The following is a 23295-nucleotide window of genomic DNA, read 5'->3' on the forward strand; positions in this document are numbered from 1 at the left end:
TGGAATTGCTGCTCATCAAGTGACGCCAGCCCTAAGGATGAAGCTGGCGGGAAGCCGAGATAAATTCAGATGTCGTTTGAGATAGCCCCTTATGCGGCACAAGAAGTAAAGTTATTTAAAATCAATATCATGAAAATCTGCCTGAGATGCTTGCCCGTGTCGTCCGACACCCGCAGCAGCAAGCTCTTGCAGCCCCCGGCGCGGGATGGGGCCGTGCGTGGCACGGGGTTCCCATATGAAAACAGGCGCCCTTGCGGGCGCCTGTGGAGGCGGTTCCTGTCTTGCGGGGCTATTCCGAGGCGATCGCGTAGGCGTCGCTTGCCGCCGGCCGTTCGATGCGTTTCGACACGAAGCCGCCGCCATATCCGCCCCAGCCCGGCAGGAAGGCCGAAAAGAACTGCGTGTCGCCGCCGGTGATCAGCAACTGGATGTCGTCGATCGAGGCGAACAGCGGCAGGCGGGTATCGTCGCTGGCCTTTTCTGCGTCGATGCGCAGATGTTCCACGCTGTTTTCACCGTAATAGATCTGCGACACATCGGTATACGGGCCTTTCAGCACGCCGGCATCCTTCAGCCGCCGGGGCGTCAGGCTGGCATGTTCGTGGATATAGCGGCGAATGTCGTCGCGGCTGTAACCCGCTTCGGCCAGCGTCCGCGCCGGTTTCATCGACAGCGCGAACAGCGCCTGCCCGCCCGCATGGAACATCGGCACGGTGGAGGTGGCGAAACCTTCGGCAAGCTGCGCCAGAATACGCTCTGCGCTGCCGTTCGTGACCGCCGGATAGGGCCCGGGGCATTTGAACACGGTGACGATGTTTTCATCCGGCCCGAAACCGCGGTCGGCGTTGATGGAACCGAGCGGATTGCGGCTGCGGTCCTCGGCGACGCAGGCGGCGTATTTCTGCGGCCCGCCCAGGGGGTCCATGTCATTCACCGTCGCATCCGTGCCGCCGATATTGCGGGCGATCAGCCGGATGGCGCGGCCGATGGCGCCATTGGCGCGGCCAGAGCCGCCGAAAGCGCAATTGGAGGTATTGAAATCCAGCTCGTCCACGATCGGCCCGCTGACGATGACCAGCGGCGCGCCGGGATTGGTGGTGCACAAAACGCCGTGGAAATTGAATTCCGGCTCCAGCATCGCCTCCAGTGCCGTGATCACGACCGGCACATATTCGGGCCGGCAGCCCGCCATCGCGCATTGGACGGCCACCTGTTCCACCGTGGCGATGCCGTAGGTGGGCGGGATGAGGCCGATGATGTCCTCGGGATCGCGGCCGAGGTGATCCAGAATCGCCTGCACCGATTTCTCGGTCGGGATGGCGACGGGCAGGCCGTCGCTCCAGCGGTTCTGTTCGACCAGATCTTCCCATTCCTCGGCTTCGCGGATTTCGACCACGCGGCTGCGCGCGGCCTTCGCCTTTTCGGCCCCGCCCGCGGCGCGGCTGTTGTCGGTCAGGGCCGCGATGATCCGGGGCCAGTTTTCCTCCACCGTCTGTTCGACATCGTGCTGGATGCTGCCGGTGACGGGCGCCTTTTCGACCAGCAGGAACAGGTCGGGCAGGCCCAGGTTGCGGGCATGCGCGCGGGCCGCCTTTTCAAAGCGGTCCTGAACGATCGTGACCGAGGGCTTGCCAAGCGCCTCCAGTTCCACCCCGTCGAGGATGGAGCCCGCGGTGCAGGACCCGCAGAGCCCCTCGCCATTGATCACGACATCGACCTTGTTGACGAAGGACCGCATCATTTCATCGGGAACACGTTGGGAAATGCTGGGTTTCTTTTGCCAGACGGTATCCGCGACGCCGCATTCCGCCTTCAGCTTCCGCTCGATCACCGCCATCGCGGGATACATCCGGTTGCCGTTCTGATCGCCCCAGCCATCCAGAAACCCGACGCGCAGGCCCTTCAGGGATGCCGGCCGGGGCGCAAAGCCGCCGGACAGATGTTGTTTGGTGATTTCCGGCAATCTGACTTTCATGGGGTTCCTCCTTCAGATCCAATGATTCTTGCGAATGTCCGCATGTTTCCGGCGCCCGAATTTCCGATGAATGGCGGGTCTTCATATCCGGCAGGGGATCGGGCCGGATTTCCTGAATGCGGATCCGATCCCCTGTTTTTACCAATCCGGCAATGGCCTGCACAACGTACCGGAAACCTATGCCCCCGACAGGAACCGGGCCGGTCCCGCCCGGGGCCGCCTATACGGCGGCGCCCAGATAGACCTCGCGCACGAGGTCGTTTTCCCGCAGGTCCGCGGTCGCGCCGCTGGTCACGCAGCGCCCCGATTCGAAGACATAGCCGCGCTGCGCGACCTCCAGCGCCATGTTGGCGTTCTGTTCAACCAGCAGGATCGTCGTGCCCGCCTCGGCCAGTTCGCGGATGGTGCGGAAGATCTGCGCCACGATCAGCGGCGCCACGCCGAACGAGGGTTCATCGAGGATCAGCAGCTTCGGCCGGCTCATCAGCCCGCGCGCGATGACCAGTTGCTGCTGTTCGCCCCCGCTCAGCGTGCTGGCGGTCTGCGACCGGCGTTCGGCCAGCACCGGGAAAAGGCGCATCATCCGGTCCATCTCTGCGGCGATGTCGATCTCGCGCCGGCGGACATAACCGCCGAGCATCAGGTTTTCCTCGACCGTCATGGTGGGCAGCACGCCGCGCCCCTCGGGGACCAGCGCGATGCCCGCCTCCACCCGGCGGGGCGGCGGGGCGGCGGTGATGTCCTGCCCGGCAAAGCGGATGCGGCCCGCGCCCGGCCTGATCAAGCCGGTGATGGCTTTGATCAGCGTGGATTTGCCCGCCCCGTTCGGGCCGATCAGGCAGACCGTTTCGCCCTGCCGCACCTCCATGCCGACCTCATGGATCACTTCCGAGCGGCCATAGCCGCAGCTGACGTTTTCCACCTGCAACAGCGCGGTCATGCCCCGGCCTCCTCATGGCTGGTCCCCAGATAGGCCTCGCGGACCTGACTGTCGGCCTGCACCTCGGCCGGGGTGCCGTCGGCCAGCAGGCGGCCGAAGTTCAGCACCCGGACGCGGCTGGCGATGGACATGACAAAGCTCATGTCATGCTCGACCACCACCAGATGGCAGTCCAGATCCCCGGCCAGACGGGCCAGCAGGTCGCGCAGCCGGGCCTTTTCCGCCGTGTTCAGGCCGGCCGCCGGTTCGTCCAGCAGCAGGACCGCGGGTTCGGAACTGATCGCCCGCGCGATCTCGACCATGCGGCGTTCCCACAGCGTCAGTTGCGAGGGCAGCCGGCGCCGCGACGCGGCGGGCAGGCCCACGCGGTCCAGCGCGGCAAGCGTGCGGTCGCGGCCCTGCCCGCCCTCGAACCAGCCGGGCGCGAACCGCCCCTGCGCCCGCGCGGCCCGGCCGGTGACGGACCGCGCGGCGATGGCCACGTTCTGTTCGGCGGTCAGATGCGCGAAAAGCCGCACCCCCTGAAAGGTGCGCGAGATGCCGCGGCGGAAGATGTGGTCCTGCCGCCGGCCCGTCATGTCCTGACCGTCGATCATGAGCCGCCCGCCGGTCGGCGCGACGACGCCGGTCAGCACGTTGAACAGCGTCGTCTTGCCCGCGCCGTTCGGGCCGATGATCGCCTCTATCCCCCGGCCCGCGTGGATGCCGAGCGACACATCCGACAGCGCCCTGACGCCGCCGAAGACCACCGACAGGTTTTCCAGCGCCAGCGCATGGGCCTGACCGTCGTGCAGATGGGTATGGGTCATCACGGCCTCCCGGTGTCGGTGGCGTCGCGCCTGTGCGCGTCGCGGGAACGGAACAGGCCCTTGGCCCGTTCGATGGTGCCATCGGTGATCAGCCCGCCCGGGCGCAGGACCAGCAGCAGGATGGTCGCGGCGGCGGTCAAGAGCAGCCGGTATTCGCCAAGGCCGCGGAACAGTTCGGGGATGATGCCCAGGATCCAGGTGCCCAGGATCGCGCCATAGAAACGGTCCAGCCCGCCAAAGACGATCGGCAGCATGATCGCCACCAGCAGCAGAAAGCCGAAGTCGTCCGGCCGGATGAACAGCACGTAATGGGCATAAAGCCCCCCCGCCATCCCGCCGAGGCCGCCGCCGATGGCAAAGATCACCAGCTTGGTCGCCAGAAGCGGCACGCCCAGTTGCGGCACGATGAACGCGTCATCGCGGATCGCGGTGCGCAGATGGCCCAGGCGGCTGCGGTCCAGCGCCCAGAAGCCCAGGATCACGATGGCCAGCACCACCGCCACCCCGGTCAGCGTGGTGTGGTGCCGGATGCCCACGAAGCCCAGTGTGCCGCCCACCCGGTCGCTGTTGTTCAGGATGATGCGCAGCGATTCCGCAAAGCTGAGCGCGAAAATCGCATAGGTGAAGCCCGACAGGCGCACCCGTGCGGCAAGGATATCGACGACCAGCGCGGCAGCGGCGGCGGCGATGGTGCCCGCGGCGATGGCCAGCGGAAAGGCCAGGCCGAAATCGCGGGTCAGGATCGCGCTTGCATAGGCGCCGATGGCCATATAGCCGGCGATGCCCACATCCAGCTGTTTCATCGACAGCGGCAGGTAATGGCCCAGTGCGGCGATGGTCATGATGCACTGGATGGTCAGGAAAGCCTCGAATGCGGAACCCATGGTCAGACCCTCTGCGCGACCTTGCGCCCCAGCAGGCCCTGCGGCCACACCATGAGGATCGCGATCATGACAAGGAAGGCGAACAGATCGCGGTAGGACGGATCGAGATAACCGACCGCGAACGCCTCGATGAAGCCCAGAAGAAAGCCGCCGATCACCGCACCCGGAATGCTGCCCATGCCGGCGAACAGCGCGATGGCCAGCGCCTTGAACTGCAACGGCGCGGCGAAATGCGGGTCGATGGCGGTCACCGACATGGCGATCAGCACGCCCCCCGCCCCCGCCAGCATCGAGGCCAGCGCGACCGTGCTGGCCGAGACGACATTGACCCGCACCCCCAGAAGGGCCGCGATGTCCTCTGAATCCGCGACGGCGCGGATGGCGCGGCCCGCCCAGGTGCGCCGGACGATCCAGGTCAGCACCAGGACCAGCACCACCGCCATCACCACGATCAGCGCCTGCGACAGTGTGAAATAGGGCGTCGTGCCGAAAACGTTCAGCCGGATCACGGTCGAACCGAAGGTGTCGGGGTAGGAAATCGGCTGCCCGCGCTCGACCGTCAGGCGCAGCAGTTCCTCGATGATGATCGCGGCGGAAATCGTCGTGACCATCGGGATCAGGTGGTCCTGCCCGCGCACCGGGCGGATGGCCACGAATTCTACGATCAGGCCGAGCACGCCCCCCGTCACGATCCCCAGCCCCAAGGCGACCACGACGCTGCCCGTCATCGACAGCGCCAGATAGCCGGCATAGGCGCTGGCGGCCAGAACCGCCGCATGGGCCAGATAGACGACGCGGAGCACGCCGAAGATCAGCGTGAAGCCGACCGCGACAAGGGTATAGCTGCTGCCGATCGCCAGCGCATTGATCAGTATCTGCGGAAGTCCTTGCATGCCTTTGCTTTCACCGTCTGGCCCGCGGCGCCCATCGGCGCCCGGCGGCAGGGTTGACCTGTCCGCCCGGCCGGTCGTCGCCGGCCGGACGGAAGATGCGATCCGTCACCCGGCGGGGTCACTCGTTGACGGGTTTCCAGGTGCCGTTGTCATAGACCAGCAGCATCGGCACCTTGGTCATGAAGCCCTGTTCGGACATCGCGAAGATGCCGCCCAGCCCCTGCCAGTCGCGGGTCTGCGCCAGCGTGTCGATGAAGGCCTGGCGTTCCTCGGCACGTTTCGCGGGATCGCCCGCGATACCCGCCTTTTCCACCGTGTCCTTGGTCAGCATCAGCAGGTCATAGGTCAGCGTCGAGACGATCGAGGGCATGCGGCCCGCGCGTTCCCTGAAGGCGGCGACGAATTCCTGCGTCGCGGGATCGGTCGAGGCGCCGGGGTCGGATTGGGTGAAGCGGTAGACGTTGTTCAGCACCTCGGGCGGCAGCGCACCGACGGTCGCGTTGTAGGCCGACTGGGTAAGCATGCGGGTGGTGCCGATCTGCGACTTGTGCAGTTCCTTCAGCAGCCCCGCCGCCGCGCGGTCCAGCACCGAGATGACGATCAGGTCCGGGTTGCCGGATGCGGTGCGCGTCACCGCGGGGCCGAAATCCACATCGTTGCTGGAAACCGAGATCTCATCGACCGCCGCACCGGCATCCGCCAGCGCCTTGGCGGCCTGCACCCCGTAGCTGTTCGCGGCCGGGTCGGATTTCTCGACCAGCACCACCGCCCTGGCGGGGTTCACGACCTTGACCATCTCCTGCACCGCGGCGGGCGTCAGGATGTTCGAGGGCGTCAGCATCGCAAAGGTCCAGGGCCGGTTGTCGGCCGTCAAACCCTCTGCCCCCGCGGCGGCGGCCAGCGCCGGGCAACCCATGCCGTTGGCGACCGGAAAGGCCACCCGTGCCTCGTTCGACAGCGCCGGGCCCAGCACCACCAGCGATTCCGCGCAGGCCTGCCGGATGAGGGTTGCGACCTGCGCCGGGTTGCTCTGGGTATCCATCAGCTTCAGCTGCACGGGCCGGCCGGCGATCCCGCCCGAGGCGTTGATCTTTTCCTGCGCCATCTCGAAGCCGAGCTTCAGTTCCTCGCTGTAACCCGCGGCATTGCCGGTCAGCGACATCATGGTGGCGAACTGCCACGGCTCCTCTGCATGGGCCGCCCCGGCGATCAGGGCCGCTGCCGCAAATCCGGCAAGTCCGGTCAGTCGTTTCATGTGATCTCCCCCCGATTGTTGTGGTTTCATTCGACTGGCAACAGTTCCACGATCCCGGAAACCGCATCCCCGGGGCCGCGCGAACTGGATTTCGGCTGTGCCGCCGCCCGTGCCCTGGGGTCACGGCGACGGGATATGCGTTCAGGTCCTGCGCTTCATTCTCATCGGCCCCTCCCGACCTGTCCGACGACATTCCTGCCGGCATGACTGCCCGGCCGGACCGGCCAAAGGCGTCCCGGTCCCGGCTGCCGGCAGGACGCGGCAACCGCACATGATCTGGTATTCCGCCACCCGCGCAACCGGCGATCACGGCCCCCGGCGTCCTCTTCGCCGCTGGCCGCATGGCGGGGGCCCGCCGCCCCCGTTTTCCGCCGCCGCGCCCATTGCCCGCGCATGGATCGCGGCAATGGCGTGACTTTCCTCCCGCTCCTGCCCGGCAGTCTGTGTTTGGCGGCCCGGGCTGTCAATTGGAACAGACCTATCGGATTCCTATGCGACTCATAGGTTCTGCTCACAGGCGGCATGGGCCCGGTTTTCTTGCATTACGCCCCGGCGGTGCCAAAAAGGACCGGCGCCGCCGCGCGCGGGCCCGCGACCTGCGGGCCGGGGGGAAACCGATGCTGCTTGCGAACCTCAGGACCCTGAAGATCGACCTGCGCCAGCTTGGCTATTTCACCGCCATCGCCGAATGCGGCAGCATCACCAAGGCGGCGGCGCTGATGGGCATCGCCCAGCCCTCGCTGTCAGAGGCGGTGGCGCGGCTGGAACGCGAACTGGACGTGGCCCTTGTCGTGCGGACCGGCCGGGGCATCGTGCTGACCGATGCGGGCGCGGCGCTGGCAGAACACGGGCAGAGCATCCTCGCCGCCGTCGATGCCGCCATGTTCGACGTGCGCCAGCGCGGGCAGAACCTGCGCGGGCGGATCGCGCTCGGCCTGCCGGCGATCATCACCAGCCTTCTGGGTGTGCCCGTGGCCGAAACCGTCGCGCACCAGAACCCCGACATCAAGCTGCGCATCAACGAGGGCACCTCGCTGGTGATCCTCGACTGGCTGGCGCAGCGGCGCATCGACCTTGCCGTCAGCTACGAGGGCTATGATTTCGGCGGCATGGACGTGCAGCCCTTCATGGCGGAAGACCTGTACCTGCTTGCCGCGCCGGACGACTGGCCGGGCGGCGCCGACGAAAACGGCATCGCCCGCCGCCCGGTCCGGTTCGAGGAACTGGCGGACCTGCCCCTGATCCTGCCCAACCGCCCCAACGGGCTGCGCAACCTGCTGGATCAGGCCGCACGGTCGCGCAAGATCGAACTGGACAGTTCGATCGAATTCGACGCGCTGCACAACCTCGTCTCGATGGTGATGCGCGAGCTATTACACCATCCTGTCCCATGCCGCCGTGGTGCCCGATGTACAGAGCGGCAAGATCATCCTCGTCCCCATCGTCGCGCCCCGCGTCTGCCATCGCTCCTTCGTCGTGCGGCGCAGCGGCGTGCCGGTTTCCCCCTCCAGCCAGCTGGTGGAAAGCCTGCTGGTCAGCATCGGCACCGAGATGATCGCACGCTACGGCCTTTGCGCAAGGATGGAACATCCGGCGGCGCTGGCCGCCCGATCCTGACCGCGGTCAGGATTCCAGCGGACGCGCGGCCAGTTCGGCGGTGATGTTGGCGTCGATCGGGGTGTCGTAGGTCATCAGGATGAAGCCCAGCACCGAATAGAACCCCACCGTCGCCAGCAGGTCGAACACCGCCTTGCGGCCGAAGGCTTCGGCCAGTTCGGCTTCCAGCGCGGGCGGCAGGCGGCGGAGGTCGAACAGCGCATCGACCGCGCGGACCAGCAGGCCATCCTGCCCATCCGGCATGCCGCGCACGGCGGCGATGCGCGCGTCGCCCATCCCCAATGCCCGCGAGCGGCTGACATGGTGGCTCCATTCATAGTCGGATCCCATCCGGTGCGCCGCGCGCAGGATGACGATTTCCAGCAGGTCGTCGGCCAGCGCGCTTTCCTTGACGATATGCTGGCGCAGCGGCGCCCAGGCGTTCAGCAGCGCGGGATTGTGCGCCATCACGCGATAGACGTTCAGCGCCCCGGCAAAGCCGGATTGCAGCGCGGCGGCCTCGGCCGGCCAGTCGGCGGCGGAAAGGGGCGGACAGACGGTGGCACGGGGGGATGCGGTCATGGCGTTCCTCGGCTGGTCGCCCTCTCAGGGGCACAGATACCTTGCGTAAAGCATCGGGTCGCGGTCCGTCCAGATGCCGGTGGCGGCGCGGTAGCGGGTGATGGCGGAAAGGTCGAGCCCCACGCGCAGCACGCCCTCGCCGTCATGGTCCAGCGCGCCCAGCACCGTGCCGTCGGGCCCGACCGCGCAGGACCGGCCGAAGAACCGCTGCCCGCCATGCACGCCCGCGCGGTTGCAGCTGAGAAAGAACACCCCGTTTTCCACCGCCCGCGTATAGGCGCGGTGGATGAACAGCGCCGGATCCGCCACCGGCGCGCCCTTTGCCCCGAAAGAGGCCCAGACCGAGGTCACGATCCCCGCCCCCTGCAAGGCGAGGATCCGCGTGATTTCGGGAAAGCGGATGTCATAGCAGATCTGCATGCCGATCCGGGTGCCCAATGCGGCGAAGGTCTCGATCCGGTCGCCCCTGGTGAACCACAGCTTTTCGTTCTGCCACTGGTGGACCTTGACATAGGTCCCCGTCACGCCCCCCGGCCCGATCAGCAGCGAGGCGTTGCGCATCACCCCCGCGCGCAGACCGTCGCGCAGGCCGAGGCCGATGACGACATGCACCCCCAGATCGCCCGCAAGCGCCGCCAGCGCCGCGATCTCTTCGCCGTCCGGGGCGGCGCAGGCGTTCCACAGCGCCGCGCCGTAATGCGGCACATCGGACACCATCGGCCCGCCGGGGACCAGCGGCTCGACATAACCGGTGTTCGACAGTTCGGGAAACAGGATCAGCCCCGCGCCCTGCCCGGCCTCTGCCCGGATATGGGCGTGGATGCGGGCAAGGTTGCGCGCGGGGGCAAGCGGTTCGGCGTCGAACTGCACAAGGCTGGCGGCGATCATGGCGATACCCTTCTGCCGGCCGCGAAATCCCAGTCCCGCCCCGGGGCGGCGGCGATCAGGTCGCGGGTGTATTGTTCGCGCGGATGCGCCAGAACCTCGGCCGCGGGGCCGTATTCCACCACCCGGCCCCGCTGCATCACCATCACGTCGTCGCAGATCTGCGCCGCCACCCGCAGGTCATGGGTGATGAACAGCACCGCGAGGTTCCGTTCCTGCTGGATCTTCGCCAGCAGGTCGAGCACCTGTGCCTGCACCGACACGTCCAGCGCCGACACCGCCTCGTCCGCGACGATCACATCGGGATGCATCATCAGCGCGCGGGCGATGGCCAGCCGCTGCCGCTGGCCGCCGGAAAACTGGTGGGGAAATCGGTTCAGGCTTTCGCGCGGCAGCCCCACCACCTCGATCAGTTCCGCCGCGCGGGCCAGCGCCGCCTGCCGCCCCTCGCCCGCGTTCACCGCGCCCTCGATCAGGCTTTCCCCGATCCGCAGCCGGGGGTTGAGCGAACGGTTCGGGTCCTGGAACACCATCTGCATCGCGCGGCGCGCAGGCGCCAGCGCCCGGCGACCCTGCAACATCGCGGTATCCTGCCCGTTGACCAGCACCGCGCCCCCGGTCGGATCCTCCAGCCGCACCAGACAGCGCGCGACGGTGGACTTGCCCGACCCGCTTTCCCCGACGATGCCGAGCGTCCGGCCCTTGGTCAGCCGGAAACTCACGTCATTGACCGCATGCACCCGGTGCCCCGGCCGGCCCAGCATCCGCGCCAGAAGGGACTGGAAACTGAACACCTTGTCCAGCCCGTCGACCTCTATCACCGCCGCCCCGCCCGCATCCGCCCGCGGCGCGCGCGGGGTCAGCGAGGGCACGGCGGCCAGCAGGTCGCGCGTATACTGCGCCCTGGGGGCCGACAGCACCTCGGCCACGGTGCCGGTTTCCACCACCTCGCCCCGGCGCATGACGCAGACGCGATCGGCGATATCCACCACCACGCCCATGTCGTGGGTGATGAACAGCACGGCGGTATTCTGTTCCTCCTGCAACTGGCGGATCAGCGACAGGATCTGTTTCTGCGTCGTCACGTCCAGCGCGGTGGTGGGTTCGTCCGCGATCAGCAGCCTGGGCTTCAGCGCCAGCGCCATGGCGATCATCACCCGCTGCCGCTGCCCGCCCGAAAGCTGATGGGGATAGCTGTCCCAGATGCGCGGCGGGTCCGGCAGATGGACAGAGGCAAAGGCCGCCAGCGCCGCCGCCCGGCGTTCGGCCGCGGTCATCGCGGTATGGGCGCGGTAGACCTCGTCCATCTGGAGGCCGATCTTCAGCACCGGGTTCAGCGCCGTCATCGGTTCCTGAAAGATCATCGCCATCGCCGCCCCGCGCAGGGCGCGGGTGCGGGCGGGGGTGGCAGTCAGGATGTCCTCGCCCTGCAACAGCACCGCGCCGGCGGTGGCGCGCAGTTCATCCCGCGGCAGCAGGTCCATCGCCACCAGCGAGGTGACGGACTTGCCCGACCCGGATTCGCCCACCAGACACAGCGTTTCCCCCGGATGGATGTCGAAACCGATGCCCTTGAGGATCTCCGCCGGCTGCCGCCCGCAGGTCGCCACGCGCAGGTCCCGCACCGACAGGACGGGGGTTGTCTTGTCACCCATCACGCGCCCCTTCCCTTCATCTTCGGGTCCAGCCGGTCGCGCAGCGCATCGCCCAGAAGGTTGATCGACAGGATACAGGCCGACAGCACGATGGCGGGCCAGAACACCAGCCAGGGGTTCATCGCGAAGTAAAGCCGCCCCTCGGCCATGATATTGCCCCAGGTGGGGATTTCCGTCCCGATGCCGACGCCGAGAAAGGACAGCGCCGCCTCTGTCAGGATCGCAGAGGCATAGATGTAGGTGCCCTGCACGATCAGCGGCGCGATGGTCGAGGGGAACAGGTGCCGGGTGATGATCCGCCGCGTGGGCGTGCCCAGCAACACCGCGGCATCGACATAGGTTTCCGACCGCGCCGCCAGCACGCGCGACCGCACCAGCCGCACCACCTGCGGGATCTCTGGCAGCATGATGGCGATGATGACGGTCGTCAGCCCCGCCTTGGTCAGCGCCACCACCGCGATGGCCAGCAGGATGCCGGGGATCGCCATCAACCCGTCCATCATCCGCATCACCACCGCGTCGAAGCCGCGGAACCAGCCCGCCAGCAACCCGACGGGCAGCCCGATCGCGATCGAGCCCGCCGCCACACCGGCCCCCACCAGCAGCGACACGCGCGCGCCATGGACCACGCGGGAATAAAGATCGCGCCCGAAACTGTCGGTGCCGAGCCAGTAGGTTTCCGACGCCGGTTTCAGCCGCATCGCGGCGTTGAGCCGCGTCGGCTCGAAATTCGCCAGAAGGGGGGCGAACACCGCCATGCCCACCACCGCGATCAGGATCACCAGCGCGAGGACGGTCGTCCAGTGCGGCGGCCGGTCCGGCAGGCGGCGGCGCATGAGGGGGGCGCCGGGAGTATCGGGTTCAACGCTCATTGATAGCGGATCCTCGGATCGGTCAGGGCATAGGACAGGTCGATCAGCAGGTTGATCACGACATAGGCCGCCGCGGTCAGCAGGATGATGGCCTGGATCAGCGGGTAATCCCGCGCCAGCACCGCATCCACCACCAGCCGCCCCAGCCCGGGGATGTTGAACACCGTTTCCGTCACCACCACGCCGGACACCATCATGGCGAACCCGGTTCCCACCACCGTCAGGATCGGGATGGCGGCGTTGCGCAGCGCGTGGCGGAACAGCACCAGCGCCTCGGGCAGGCCCTTGGCGCGGGCGGTGCGCACGTAATCCTCGCGCAGCACCTCGAGCATCGAGGCCCGCGTCATCCGCGACACCAGCGCGATATAGATCGAGGCCAGCGCCAGCCCCGGCAGGATGATGCGGTAAAGGAAGGGGCCCAGCCCTTCGGCCAGGGGTTTGTAGCCCTGCACCGGCAGCCATTTTAGGTTCACCGCAAAGACCCCGATCAGCACATAGCCGGTGACGAAGATCGGCACCGAAAAGCCCAGGACGGAAAACGCCATCACCGCCCGGTCGATCAGCCCGCCGTGCCGCCACGCCGCCAGAATGCCCAGAGGCACCGAGATCACCACCGTCAGCGCCATCGCCACCACCGCCAGCGCCAGCGTCGGCCCGATGCGCTGGCCGATCATTTCCAGCACCGGGCGCTGCGAGATCAGCGAATTGCCGAAATCCCCCGTCAGCATGTTGCCGATCCAGGCGACGAACTGCCCCGCCAGCGGCCGGTCCAGCCCCAGGCTGTCGCGGATGGCGGCGATCTGTTCGGGCGTCGCATGGTCGCCCGCAATGGCCTGCGCCGGATCGCCCGGTGTCAGCCGCAGCAGCAGAAAGACGAACAGCGCCACGAACAGCATGACCGGAACCGCCAGCAAGAGCCTGCGGATGAAATAATAGATCATCGGAACCTCCCCAGCCGGGGGCGCCCCGCAGGGCGCCCGCCAGAGGTTACTTGTGCATGCCCCAGAAGAGCGTGATCGGACCGGGCTCGATATCCTGCAACTCCGTCCGCCATGCCGCGACCGACTTGAACTCGCCGGCATTGTAGTAGAAGCCCTGGTCCCAGGCGATCTGCTGGATCGCCGCCGCGATGCGTTTCTGGTCGTCCAGCGTGGGCGAGGTCAGGTATTCGGCCCGCAGCGATTCTATCTCGGGGCTGACCGGCCAGCCGGACCACGCGGTATCGGCGCCCGAGCCATCCAGCAGCGCATGCACCAGCGGGTTCCAGATCCCGGTGACGCCCCAGTAGGTGAACAGCATGTTCCACCCGCCCTCGGCCACCGGCTGCCAGCCGTTCTTGCGCGATTGCAGCGTCGCCCAGTCCATCGAGACGACATCGACATCGAACCCCGCCTCGCGCAGCCGTTCGGCGGCGACGATGGGCTGGGTGGACAGGATCGTCAGGTCGGTGGGCTGCATCATCATCACCGGCGTGCCGTCATAGCCCGCGGCCTTCAGCAGCTCCTGCGCCTTGGCCATCCGTTCTTCCGCGCTGCCCGCCAGGTATTCGGCCCCCGCATCGGACGCCAGGGGCACCTCGCAGCCATAGGCCGAGGCGCAGAGCGTGTAATAATCGGGGTTGCCGATGGCGGTCTGCATCAGGGTGTCCTGATCCAGCGCATACATCGCCGCCCGGCGCAGATCCGCGTTGTCGAAGGGCGGCAGGCGGTGGTTGAACCGGCCCGTGACCTGCGCGCCGAGCGGGTTCTTGATGCCGTATTCCACGCCCTCGGCCATATCCAGCAGCGGCAGCAGGTCGATCGTCACCTGTTCGATCAGGTCCACGTCGCCCGACTGGATGGCGTTGATGGTGGTCTGCATGTCCGGCATCGCCTTCCACACCACCTTGTCCACGTTCACCACCTTGCCGCCGGCGGTCCAGCTCATCGGTTCTGCCCGCGGCACGTAGTCGGTGTTCCTGACGTAAACGGCCTGATCGCCCGGCCGGTATTCCTCGGCCACAAAGCGGAAGGGGCCCGACCCGATCATCTCGGCCACCTGTTCGCCCTTCGGCGTCTCGGCCAGCCGTTTCGGCATCATGAACGGCGGCACGGGCGAGGGCTTGGCCAGAAGTTCCAGCACCTGCCCGAAGGGTTTCGCCAGCGTGATGACGATTTCCCGATCCGACGTCGCCGCGATCGAGGCGACATGCGTCATCATCGTCCGGCCCGGGCCGTCGTTTTCCCCCCAGCGGCGCAGCGAGGCCACGCAATCCTCTGCCGTCACCGGGGTGCCGTCATGCCATTTCAGCCCCTCGCGCAGGGTCAGCGTATAGGTCATCCGGTCGTCCGACACCGCGTAATCGGCCATCTGCGGCTGCGGGTTGTAGTCGGCATCCATGCCCAGAAGCGTGTCGAACACCATGAAACCATGCGTCCGCACGATCTGCGCCGTGCTCAGATGCGGGTCGAGCGTGCGCAAGGGCGCCTGCATCACCGCCGTCACCACCTGTTCGGCGGATACCGGCGCAGACCAGAACGCACCGGCCGCCAGCGCGGCAAGGCCCAACGTGCCATAGCGAAGGAATGTCATGTTACCTCTCCTGAAGTTTTGTTGTCGTTGAAGGGCGGCGGGTCGCACCACGGGAAGGCGCGGGCGGTGTCGAGTTGCCGGTAGGGGATCAGCCGCACATCGGCGGGGCCCAGATCGGGCGTATCGACCACGAGGATGCGGTCGGCCATGGGTTCATAGAAGTCGCGGAAATGGGTTTTCGACCGCAGCAGGATCACGTCGTAATCCTCGGGCCGCTCGCCGAAGATGGTGAAGGGGTCGCCGTCGACGGCAAAGGCGAAATGCGACACGATGGAAATGCGGATGCGTCCCACCTCGACCAGCGCGGTCAGGCCCAGATCCACCTGCGATCCGCGCTGGTAGCGGCCCGAGACGGTATAGGCCTTCGGCCCCGCCCAGATCACCCGCGCGCGCACCGCCACCGGCCCGCCGGTTTCCGGCGCGGTATGGCCTCCAAGGGACAGGTCCACCTCTGCCCCCGCACCCGCGGCATGGGCGGCCGCGGCGCTGGCCGGGTCCAGCAGGAAGGGCACGGCGACGCGGCCGAGGTCGCGGTCCAGCAGCGCGCGCAGCAGATGGGTGGAATCGTTCATCCGGTCGGCATGTTCCAGCAGCACCACGGGCCGCCCCCGCCCCGGATTCGCGGCCACATCCGCCAGCGCGTCCTCTACCCCCCAAACGGGGATCGCCTGCGCGATGGCATGCCGCGCCGCATGCAGCCGCGCGGCGAAATCCTGCGCCTTCGCCTCTGCCGCCGCCTGCCCCGCCCAGTCTAGCGCGATCACCGACATGCCGGTATTCGCGCTGTCGGCATAGGCAAAGCCCGCCATGACGGAAATGTCGCAATCCCCCGCCGCCCGCGCCTCTGCCATGATCGCGGCCAGCGGCTCCAGCGCCGTCGCAGACATGATGGACGGGATCACCACCCCCGGCCGCGCCACGGCCAGCCCGGGGCGGCGGCCCGTCCGCAGCAGGCGGATCAGGGCGCTTGTCGCCCTTTCCCCCGTCTCGCCCATGTCGATATGCGGCGAATGGCGATAGCCCACCGCGATGTCGGCCCCCGCCAGCGTGCGCGCGTCGATATTGCCGTGATAGTCCAGCGCCACCGCCAGCGGCAGCCCCGGCGCCGCCGCGCGCACGCGGTCGATCACATGGCGTTCCACATCCGCATATCCGGGCGCCCAGCAGGCCCCGTGCAGGAACAGCACGAACCCGTCGAACGGCCCCTGCGCCGCGATACCGTCCACGATTTCCTGCGTGAACCGTTCCACCGCCGCATCCGATGCCGGGCCGAGCGCGCCCAGAAGCGTGTGGAACAGCGGCACGAATTCCGCCCCTTCGGCGGCGCAGACGGCCATGCAGCCGCCGGGGACGGTGTTGGTGCCGGCGAACCGGGCCGTCACTTCGGCCCCGCGGGTGCACAGCCGCTCGAATTCCTCCACCTCCGCCACCTGCGGCACGGCGGTGACGGATTCGAGGTTGAAGCCCGCAAAGCCGATCCGATACGCCATCAGACCCCCTTCACCGCAGCGCCGATGGCGTCGCGCAGACGTTCGACGATCATGTCGATTTCTCCGGGCGCGACGATATAGGGCGGGGCCAGCAACACATGGTCGCCCCGCCGCCCGTCGATGGTGCCCCCGGCGGGATAGCACAGCAGGCCGCGCGCCATCGCCTCGGCCTTGACCCGCGCATGGATCTTCAGCGCCGGGTCGAAGGGGGTCTTGCTGTCCTTGTCGGCCACCAGCTCGATCCCGCGGAACAGGCCCCGGCCCCGGATGTCGCCCACATGGGGCGACTGGCCCAGCGCCGCATCGAGCCCGGCCTGAAGCCGGTCGCCCATCGCGCGGACATGATCCATCATCCCCGGGCGGCTGATGATCTCCACCACCTTGTCGGCCGCCGCCGCCGCCACCGGATGGCCGATATAGGTATGCCCATGCTGGAACAGGCCCGAGCCTTCGGCGAAGGCGCGGTAGATGCAATCCGACAGCATCACCGCCCCGATGGGCTGATACCCCCCGCCCAGACCCTTGGCGATGGTCACGAGGTCGGGCACGATCCCTTCCTGTTCGAAGGCGAAAAGACTGCCGGTGCGCCCCATGCCGCACATCACCTCGTCGAGGATCAAGAGCACGCCATACCTGTCGCAGACCGCCCGGATGCGGCGGAAGTAATCCGCCACCGGCCCCACCGCACCCAGCGTCGCGCCCACCACGGGTTCCGCCACGAAGGCCATCACCCGGTCCTCGCCCAGGTCGCGGATCTTCGCATCCAGCTCGTCCGCCAGCCTTGCGGCATAGGCCTCGGGGGTCTCGCCCACCTGCTGGTCGCGGTAGGCATAGCAGGGCGACACATGATGCGTTTCCGGCAATATCGGCTGGAACTGCGCCCGGCGCAGCGCATTGCCCCCCGTCGCCAGCGCGCCGATGGTATTGCCGTGATAGCTCTGCCGCCGGGCGATGATGTGGCGGCGCTGCGGCTGGCCGATTTCCACGAAATACTGCCGCGCCATCTTCAGCGCCGCCTCCACCGCCTCCGACCCGCCGGAGACGGGGTAGACGTAATCCAGCCCCGGCGGCGTCAGCGCCACCAGCCGGTCGGCAAGCGATTCCAGCGCCGGGGTGGTGAAGAAAGAGGTATGGGCATAGGCGATGGCATCCATCTGCGCCCGCATCGCCTCCAGCACCTCGGCATGGCCATGGCCCAGACAGCTGACCGCCGCCCCCCCGGACCCGTCGATGAAGCTGCGCCCCCCGGCATCGGTGATGTAGACGCCCTGCCCCGCCACAGCCCTGGGCAGGTCGGCGCCGATCGTGCGGTGGAGGATTCTGGTCATCTGTCCGGCCTTCGGTGGAATCGCGGCACGCGCCGCCCTGCCCTCGTGCATAGCGCCGCCGCGGCAAAATGCAACACTTGTTTCATCACAACACAAATAGAAACGTTTGCAGCCATTCACGGCATTCACGAAACGATGAAATCATGTGCAGATGCACGAAATCCGTTGAATCTGGTGCGAATCGGCGGGATAGCTAGGGCCACGCCCCAACCGAAGGCGAAACATATGTTGCAAGACGATCCCCTGCGGGACCATATCATCGCCCGGTTCGAGGACATGCCGCCCCAGTTGCAGGCCGCCGCGCGCTATATCCTCGAACATCCGCAGGAGGTGGCGCTGGTGTCGATGCGGGAACTCGCGCGCAATGCGGGCGTGCAGCCGGCGACGATGACGCGGCTGGCCAAGTTCCTCGGCCTGCCCGGCTATGACGACATCCGCGCCCATCACGCCGAGGCGATCCGCCTGCGCGCCGACGGTTTCGCCGCCCGCGCGATCCGGCAGGACGATGCGGCGGGGGCCGACGGGCTGGCGCGGCAGATGTTGCAGGGGCTGGCGGCGCAGATCGCGCGGCTGTGCGAACCCGCCGCGCTGGCGCGGATAGAGGCGGTGGCCGACCGGCTGGCAGGCGCGCGGCGGATCTATGTTCTGGGGCTGCGGTCCTGCCATTCGGTGGCCTGGCATTTCCACTATGTCATGACGCTGTTGGGCGAACGCACGGTGCATCTGGACGGCCCCGCGGGCACGGCGGGCGATGCGCTGATCCGGGCGCGGGCGGGGGATGTGCTGCTGGTGGTCTCGATCAACCCCTATGCGCTGCACAGCCTGGAACTGGCGGAAATCGCCCGCGAAAAGGGAATGGTGCTGCTGGCGATCACCGACAGCGAGGTTTCGCCCCTGGTCGGGATCTGCGAACACGCCATCCTCTGTTCGACCGACAGCCAGAGCTTTTTCCACACCCTCGCGCCGGCGCTCGCGGTGTCCGAGGTGCTGTGCGCGGCGCTGGCCAGCCGCGACCGGGCGGCGGCGCTGGAAGGGCTGCGCGCGGCGGACCGGCAATTGCTGGCGCTCAACACCTACGCCAATGCGATCCCGCGCCGCAGGCTCTGACCCGCCCTACATCCCCGCGGGCAGCCAGAGCGTCTTGGTGTCGGTCGCCGCTTCCAGAAACGGCCGCACGCCCCCGGCGGCCCAGTCCACGGCCTGCCCGTGGTCCACCCATGTCCGCTTGAGGTTCGCGACCGATTCCCGTTCGACCAATGCCGACACCTCCGCCCCCGCAAAGGCCCAGACGGCATCGACATCCCTATGGCCGGCCAGCGTCCGCGCCAGTTCCGCCGCATCGCCGGTGACGATATTCGCCACACCCCCCGGCACGTCCGAGGTATCGAGCAACTGATAGAAATCCGTCGCCGCCAGGGGGTAAGCGCGCGAAGGCACCAGCACGCAGGCATTCCCCACCGCCATCGCAGGCGCCAGCAGCGAGACCAGCCCCAGCAACGGCGCCTCGTCGGGGCAGATCATGCCGATGACGCCCTGCGGTTCGCGCAGGGCCGCCACCATGCCGCGCAGGGGCACGGGCTTGACCGCGCCTTCCCATTTGTCGGCCCAGGCGGCGCAGGCGAACAGGCGCTGGATGGCGGCCTCCACCTCTGCCCCGCCGGGCCTGCCGGTCAGGTCTTGCAGGCGGGCGGCGAATTCACCGGCGCGGGCGGACAGGTTTTCGGCGAGGTAGTAGATCACCTGCGCCCGGTTCCACGCGCTGGCCCGCGCCCATCCCGGTGCGGCGGCGCGCGCGGATTCCACCGCATTGCGGATGTCCTTGCGGGTGCCGAGACCCACATGGCCCAACAGCCGCCCCTGCCGCGACCAGACCGCGCGCGACAGGCCGGAATCGGGCCGCGCCTGCTTGCCCCCGATATAAAGCTTTGCCGTCCTGTCGATCCCCTCGACCATCGGCGCGGCGGGCGGGGCGACGGGGGCGATGGCGCGCAGGGGGCGGGGCCTTCCGGCCGGGCGCAGCCATGCCCGCAGCCCCTCCCACCCGCCCTCGCGGCCGAACCCGCTTTCGCGCACCCCGCCGAACCCGGCGGCGGCATCGAACAGGTTCGCCGCATTGACCCAGACGACCCCGGCCCGCAGCCGCCCCGCGACCTCGTGGGCCATATTCACATTCTCGGTCCAGACCGAGGCGGCAAGGCCGTAGCGGGTGTTGTTGGCGATCTCCACCGCCTCTGTATGGGTGCGGAAGGTGGTGGCGGCGAGGACGGGGCCGAACACCTCTTCCTGCATCAGCGGGTCGGCGGGCGACAGGCCCGTGACCAGCATGGGGGCGCAGAAACAGCCCGGGGGGATGGGGGTATCGGGCCGGAACACCTCGCCCTGCGTGGCGGCGACCATCGCATTGACGCGGGCCAGATGCGCTGGATCGGCCAGCGCCCCGATGTCGATGCATTTGTCCAGCGGGTCGCCCACGCGCAGGCGCGCCATCCGGCGCTTGAGCCGCGCAAGGAAATCCCCCGCCACCCCTTCCTGCACCAGCAGGCGCGATCCGGCGCAGCAGACCTGCCCGCCGTTGAACCAGATCCCTTCGACCAGTCCCTCGACGGCGCTGTCGAGATCCGCATCCTCGAACACGATGAACGGCCCCTTGCCGCCCAGTTCCAGCGTCAGCCCCTTGCCCGTCCCGGCGGTGGCGGTACGGATGGCGCGGCCGGTGGCGGTCGATCCGGTGAAGGCGACCTTGGCGACATCGGGGTGGGCGACCAGCGCCGCACCCGTTTCCCCGTCGCCCGTGACCACGTTCAGCACGCCCTTCGGCACCCCCGCCTCGCGCGACAGTTCCGCGAACAGCAGCGCCGACAGCGGCGTCCATTCGGCGGGCTTCAGCACCACGGCATTCCCCGCCGCCAGCGCGGGCGCCACCTTCCATGCCAGCATCAGCAGCGGAAAGTTCCACGGCACCACCGCCGCGCAGACGCCCACGGGGGCCATGCCCGGCAGTTCGTCCGCCACCAGTTGCGCCAGCCCGGCGTGATAGCCGAAATGCCGCGCCACCAGCGGAATATCCGCATCGCGGGCCTCGCGGATCGGCTTGCCGGTATCCAGCACCTCCATCACCGCGAACAGCCGCGCATGTTTCTGCACCAGCCGCCCGAGGGCATAAAGCACCCGCGCCCGTTCATGCCCCGGGGTGCGGCCCCATTTCGCCTGCGCCCGCCGCGCCGCCGCCACCGCCGCCGCCACATCCGCCGCGGCCCCCTGCGTCACCTCGGCCAGCAGGCCGCCGGTGGCCGGGTTGCGGGTGACGAAGGTATCCCCCGCCGCCGTGAACCGCCCGTCGATCCAGTGCCCGAACCGCCCGCCATGCGCGGCGATCCAGTCCAGCGCCGGGGCGGCGGATTCGGGCGCGGGGCCGTAGGAAAGGCTATCGAAAATGTCCTTGACGCTCATGTCCCTAGCCCATCGGATGGCGGTTGGCGGCGGAATAGCGGCCGGTGACATGGTGGTCCAGCTGCCGTTCTATATCCCCCAGAAGGCTGGAGGCGCCGAAGCGGAACAGGTCGGGCTGGCACCACTCCCGCCCCAGTTCCTCGCGCATCAGCGCCAGATAGACCAGCGCGTCCTTGGCCTTCGATATGCCCCCGGCGGGCTTGAACCCGACGCGGAACCCGGTGCGGTCGTGGTAATCGCGGATCGCGCGGGCCATCACCAGCGCCACCGGCAGGGTGGCATTCACCGCCTCTTTCCCCGTCGAGGTCTTGATGAAATCCGCCCCCGCCATCATGCACACGAGGCTGGCGCGCGCAACATTGGTGAGGGAACCCAGTTCGCCCGTCGCAAGGATCGCCTTCACATGCGCCGCCCCGCCGGCCGCGCGCATCTGCGCCATTTCATCGTAAAGCGCCTGCCAGTCGCCGGTCAGCACATGGCGGCGGGAAATCACGATGTCGATTTCCTGTGCGCCCGCCGCGACGCTTTCCCCGATTTCCGCCAGCCGCAGGGCAAAGGGCGACAGCCCGGCGGGAAAGCCGGTGGACACGGCGGCGACCGGGATGCCGGATCCCGCCAGCGCCGCCACCGCGGGGGCCACCATCCCGTGGTAGACGCAGACCGCGCCGACATGCAGGCCGGTCATTCCCAACGCCTCCAGCAGGTCGGGGCGCACCGGCTGGCGCGCCTTGGCGCAGAGGCGCCGCACCCGGCCCGGGGTATCGTCGCCGGCCAGCGTCGTCAGGTCGATCAGGCTGACGGCCTTGCACAGCCATGCCGCCTGCCAGTCCTTCTTGACCGTGCGCCGCCCCGGCAGCGCCGCCACCCGCCGGTCCACCGCAGGCGCATTCGCCTTGGCGCGCATCACCCAGTCCAGATCCAGCGCCATGCCGGGATTGCGTGGAAATGCGAAAAGGGGCGGCATCGGCGCGCTCAGTCGCGCGCCTCGGCCTTGCCGTCCAGCACCGCCCATTCCGCCCCCGTGCCGGTGGGCGGCAGGTCGGCGGGCGGCACGGCCCGGTGGATCTGCGCCTTGGCGATGAACAGCGCCGATACCGGCGCGGTCAGGAACAGGAACAGCGTGATGAGGAATTCATGCCACGACAGCCCGCCCCCGAGGAAAGCGAAATAGACCATCGAGGCGATCAGCACCCCGCCCACGCCCAGGGTGGTCGCCTTGGTCGGCGCGTGCAGGCGGGTCATCGTGTCGGGCAGTTTCAACAGCCCGAAGGACCCCACCAGCCCGAAGAACCCGGCCCCCACCAGCAACAGCGACACCACCACTTCCGCGATCAGTTCCATTCCCGGCCCCTCACTCGATGATGTCGCCGCGCAGCATGAACTTGGCATAGGCGATGGTGGACACGAAGCCGGTCATGGCGAACAGCAGCGCGGCCTCGAAATAGATCGTCGTGCCGGCATAGATGCCGTAAAGCACCATCAGCGCGATCACGTTCACCACCATCGTGTCCAGCGCCAGCACCCTGTCCGGCACGCCGTCGGACCGCGCGACACGGTAGAGCGTGAACAAAAGCCCGACAGCGAAACAGCCGAAGGCGAAGGTCAGCGCGGCCTCGATCATTCGAACATCTCCTTCAGTCGGCTTTCATAACGGGCCTTGATGTCGGCCACCACGGCATCGGGGTCGGGCGCATGCAGGCAATGCACCAGGATCGCGCGCCCGTCCGCCGACAGATCGGCGCTGACGGTGCCCGGGGTCATGGTGATCGTCCCGGCCAGAAGCGAGATCGCCTCGGGCTTGCGCAGGTCGAGCGGCACCGACACCCAGGCCGGGCGCAGGCTGGCGCGCGGCATGAACAGCACGATCTTCGCCACCGCGATATTGGCCACCACGATGTCATAGATCACCAGCAGGATATAGGCGGTGAATTTCACCGGATGGCGCATCGCCGGCCGGTCGGGCCAGTAGGCCGCCGTCAGCAGCGGGATCCCCACGCCGAGGATCACCGCAAAGACCAGCGATCCCCAGGCGAAGCCGTTGACCAGCAGCAGCCAGGTCAGGATCAGCAGCAGGCTCAGCCAGGGATGGGGGAAAAACCGGCGCAGCATC

21 protein-coding genes are annotated in these 23295 nt (G+C 68.1%); 2 read left to right on the forward strand and 19 right to left on the reverse strand.

The window, feature by feature from the left end; translation table 11 throughout:
- Positions 1-289: 289 nt before the first annotated feature.
- The 6 genes from RGD00_RS11615 to RGD00_RS11640 all read right to left on the reverse strand — a co-directional run bounded on the left by RGD00_RS11615 (position 290) and on the right by RGD00_RS11640 (position 6756).
- On the reverse strand, positions 290-1975 hold the full coding sequence (locus tag RGD00_RS11615; protein WP_310457496.1) for a UGSC family (seleno)protein: 1686 nt from the start codon (positions 1973-1975) through the stop codon (positions 290-292).
- A gap of 220 nt (positions 1976-2195) precedes the next feature.
- Entirely contained in the window at positions 2196-2915 is a 720-nt protein-coding gene (locus RGD00_RS11620) for an ABC transporter ATP-binding protein (RefSeq protein WP_310457497.1), read from the reverse strand.
- A complete protein-coding gene (locus tag RGD00_RS11625) occupies positions 2912-3724 on the reverse strand; it encodes an ABC transporter ATP-binding protein (RefSeq protein ID WP_310457498.1) in 813 nt (270 codons plus the stop codon). Before RGD00_RS11625 ends, RGD00_RS11620 begins: the two co-directional genes overlap by 4 nt.
- Complete coding sequence (locus tag RGD00_RS11630; protein WP_310457499.1) at positions 3724-4608, reverse strand: branched-chain amino acid ABC transporter permease; 885 nt, start codon at positions 4606-4608, stop codon at positions 3724-3726. Before RGD00_RS11630 ends, RGD00_RS11625 begins: the two co-directional genes overlap by 1 nt.
- A 2-nt stretch (positions 4609-4610) precedes the next feature.
- A complete protein-coding gene (locus RGD00_RS11635) occupies positions 4611-5501 on the reverse strand; it encodes a branched-chain amino acid ABC transporter permease (protein WP_310457500.1) in 891 nt (296 codons plus the stop codon).
- A 118-nt stretch (positions 5502-5619) separates the two neighbouring features.
- Positions 5620-6756, reverse strand: coding sequence for an ABC transporter substrate-binding protein (locus tag RGD00_RS11640; protein WP_310457501.1), 1137 nt, complete (start codon positions 6754-6756; stop codon positions 5620-5622).
- 617 nt (positions 6757-7373) lie between these two features.
- Here RGD00_RS11640 and RGD00_RS11645 point away from each other — a divergent pair.
- Positions 7374-8417, forward strand: a complete 1044-nt coding sequence (locus RGD00_RS11645) for a LysR family transcriptional regulator (protein WP_310457502.1) — start codon at positions 7374-7376, stop codon at positions 8415-8417.
- Here RGD00_RS11645 and RGD00_RS11650 read toward each other — a convergent pair.
- The 8 genes from RGD00_RS11650 to RGD00_RS11685 are packed head-to-tail and all read right to left on the reverse strand — an operon-like array spanning position 8380 to position 17735.
- The gene (locus tag RGD00_RS11650; protein ID WP_310457503.1) at positions 8380-8934 is read right to left on the reverse strand and encodes a carboxymuconolactone decarboxylase family protein; all 555 of its coding nucleotides are present in this window, start codon (positions 8932-8934) and stop codon (positions 8380-8382) included. The two genes, RGD00_RS11645 and RGD00_RS11650, sit on opposite strands and share 38 nt — an antisense overlap.
- Before the next feature lie 24 nt (positions 8935-8958).
- Entirely contained in the window at positions 8959-9822 is an 864-nt protein-coding gene (locus RGD00_RS11655) for a carbon-nitrogen hydrolase family protein (RefSeq protein ID WP_310457504.1), read from the reverse strand.
- A complete protein-coding gene (locus RGD00_RS11660; RefSeq protein WP_310457505.1) occupies positions 9819-11474 on the reverse strand; it encodes a dipeptide ABC transporter ATP-binding protein in 1656 nt (551 codons plus the stop codon). The genes RGD00_RS11655 and RGD00_RS11660 overlap by 4 nt, the downstream gene beginning before the upstream one ends.
- The gene (locus tag RGD00_RS11665) at positions 11474-12346 is read right to left on the reverse strand and encodes an ABC transporter permease (RefSeq protein ID WP_425603411.1); all 873 of its coding nucleotides are present in this window, start codon (positions 12344-12346) and stop codon (positions 11474-11476) included. The genes RGD00_RS11660 and RGD00_RS11665 overlap by 1 nt, the downstream gene beginning before the upstream one ends.
- Positions 12343-13287, reverse strand: a complete 945-nt coding sequence (locus tag RGD00_RS11670) for an ABC transporter permease (RefSeq protein WP_310457506.1) — start codon at positions 13285-13287, stop codon at positions 12343-12345. The genes RGD00_RS11665 and RGD00_RS11670 overlap by 4 nt, the downstream gene beginning before the upstream one ends.
- A gap of 46 nt (positions 13288-13333) precedes the next feature.
- Positions 13334-14917, reverse strand: coding sequence for an ABC transporter substrate-binding protein (locus RGD00_RS11675; protein WP_310457507.1), 1584 nt, complete (start codon positions 14915-14917; stop codon positions 13334-13336).
- Positions 14914-16407 carry a M81 family metallopeptidase gene (locus RGD00_RS11680; protein ID WP_310457508.1) on the reverse strand — a complete coding sequence of 498 codons (1494 nt, stop codon included), beginning with the start codon at positions 16405-16407 and terminating at the stop codon, positions 14914-14916. Before RGD00_RS11680 ends, RGD00_RS11675 begins: the two co-directional genes overlap by 4 nt.
- Positions 16407-17735: an aspartate aminotransferase family protein gene (locus tag RGD00_RS11685; protein WP_310457509.1), complete on the reverse strand. Its 1329-nt coding sequence runs from the start codon at positions 17733-17735 to the stop codon at positions 16407-16409. Before RGD00_RS11685 ends, RGD00_RS11680 begins: the two co-directional genes overlap by 1 nt.
- Positions 17736-17960: 225 nt before the next feature.
- Here RGD00_RS11685 and RGD00_RS11690 point away from each other — a divergent pair, with 225 nt between their 5' ends.
- Positions 17961-18842 carry a MurR/RpiR family transcriptional regulator gene (locus RGD00_RS11690; protein ID WP_310457510.1) on the forward strand — a complete coding sequence of 294 codons (882 nt, stop codon included), beginning with the start codon at positions 17961-17963 and terminating at the stop codon, positions 18840-18842.
- Positions 18843-18848: 6 nt separating this feature from the next.
- Here RGD00_RS11690 and RGD00_RS11695 read toward each other — a convergent pair whose 3' ends face one another.
- Genes RGD00_RS11695 through RGD00_RS11715 form a run of 5 tightly spaced genes read right to left on the reverse strand, consistent with a single transcriptional unit; the run spans position 18849 to position 23294 of the window.
- A complete protein-coding gene (locus tag RGD00_RS11695; RefSeq protein WP_310457511.1) occupies positions 18849-21185 on the reverse strand; it encodes an aldehyde dehydrogenase family protein in 2337 nt (778 codons plus the stop codon).
- A 4-nt stretch (positions 21186-21189) separates the two neighbouring features.
- The gene (gene deoC / locus RGD00_RS11700; RefSeq protein WP_310457512.1) at positions 21190-22149 is read right to left on the reverse strand and encodes a deoxyribose-phosphate aldolase; all 960 of its coding nucleotides are present in this window, start codon (positions 22147-22149) and stop codon (positions 21190-21192) included.
- Between the two features lie 8 nt (positions 22150-22157).
- A complete protein-coding gene (locus RGD00_RS11705) occupies positions 22158-22526 on the reverse strand; it encodes a Na+/H+ antiporter subunit G (protein ID WP_310457513.1) in 369 nt (122 codons plus the stop codon).
- Between the two features lie 10 nt (positions 22527-22536).
- Positions 22537-22806 (reverse strand): K+/H+ antiporter subunit F, encoded by a 270-nt coding sequence (locus tag RGD00_RS11710; RefSeq protein ID WP_310457514.1) that lies wholly within the window; start codon positions 22804-22806, stop codon positions 22537-22539.
- Positions 22803-23294: a Na+/H+ antiporter subunit E gene (locus RGD00_RS11715; RefSeq protein WP_310457515.1), complete on the reverse strand. Its 492-nt coding sequence runs from the start codon at positions 23292-23294 to the stop codon at positions 22803-22805. The genes RGD00_RS11710 and RGD00_RS11715 overlap by 4 nt, the downstream gene beginning before the upstream one ends.
- Position 23295 lies beyond the last annotated feature (1 nt).

Origin of the sequence: Ruixingdingia sedimenti, assembly GCF_031432425.1 — a bacterium.
Lineage (GTDB): Bacteria > Pseudomonadota > Alphaproteobacteria > Rhodobacterales > Rhodobacteraceae > Ruixingdingia > Ruixingdingia sedimenti.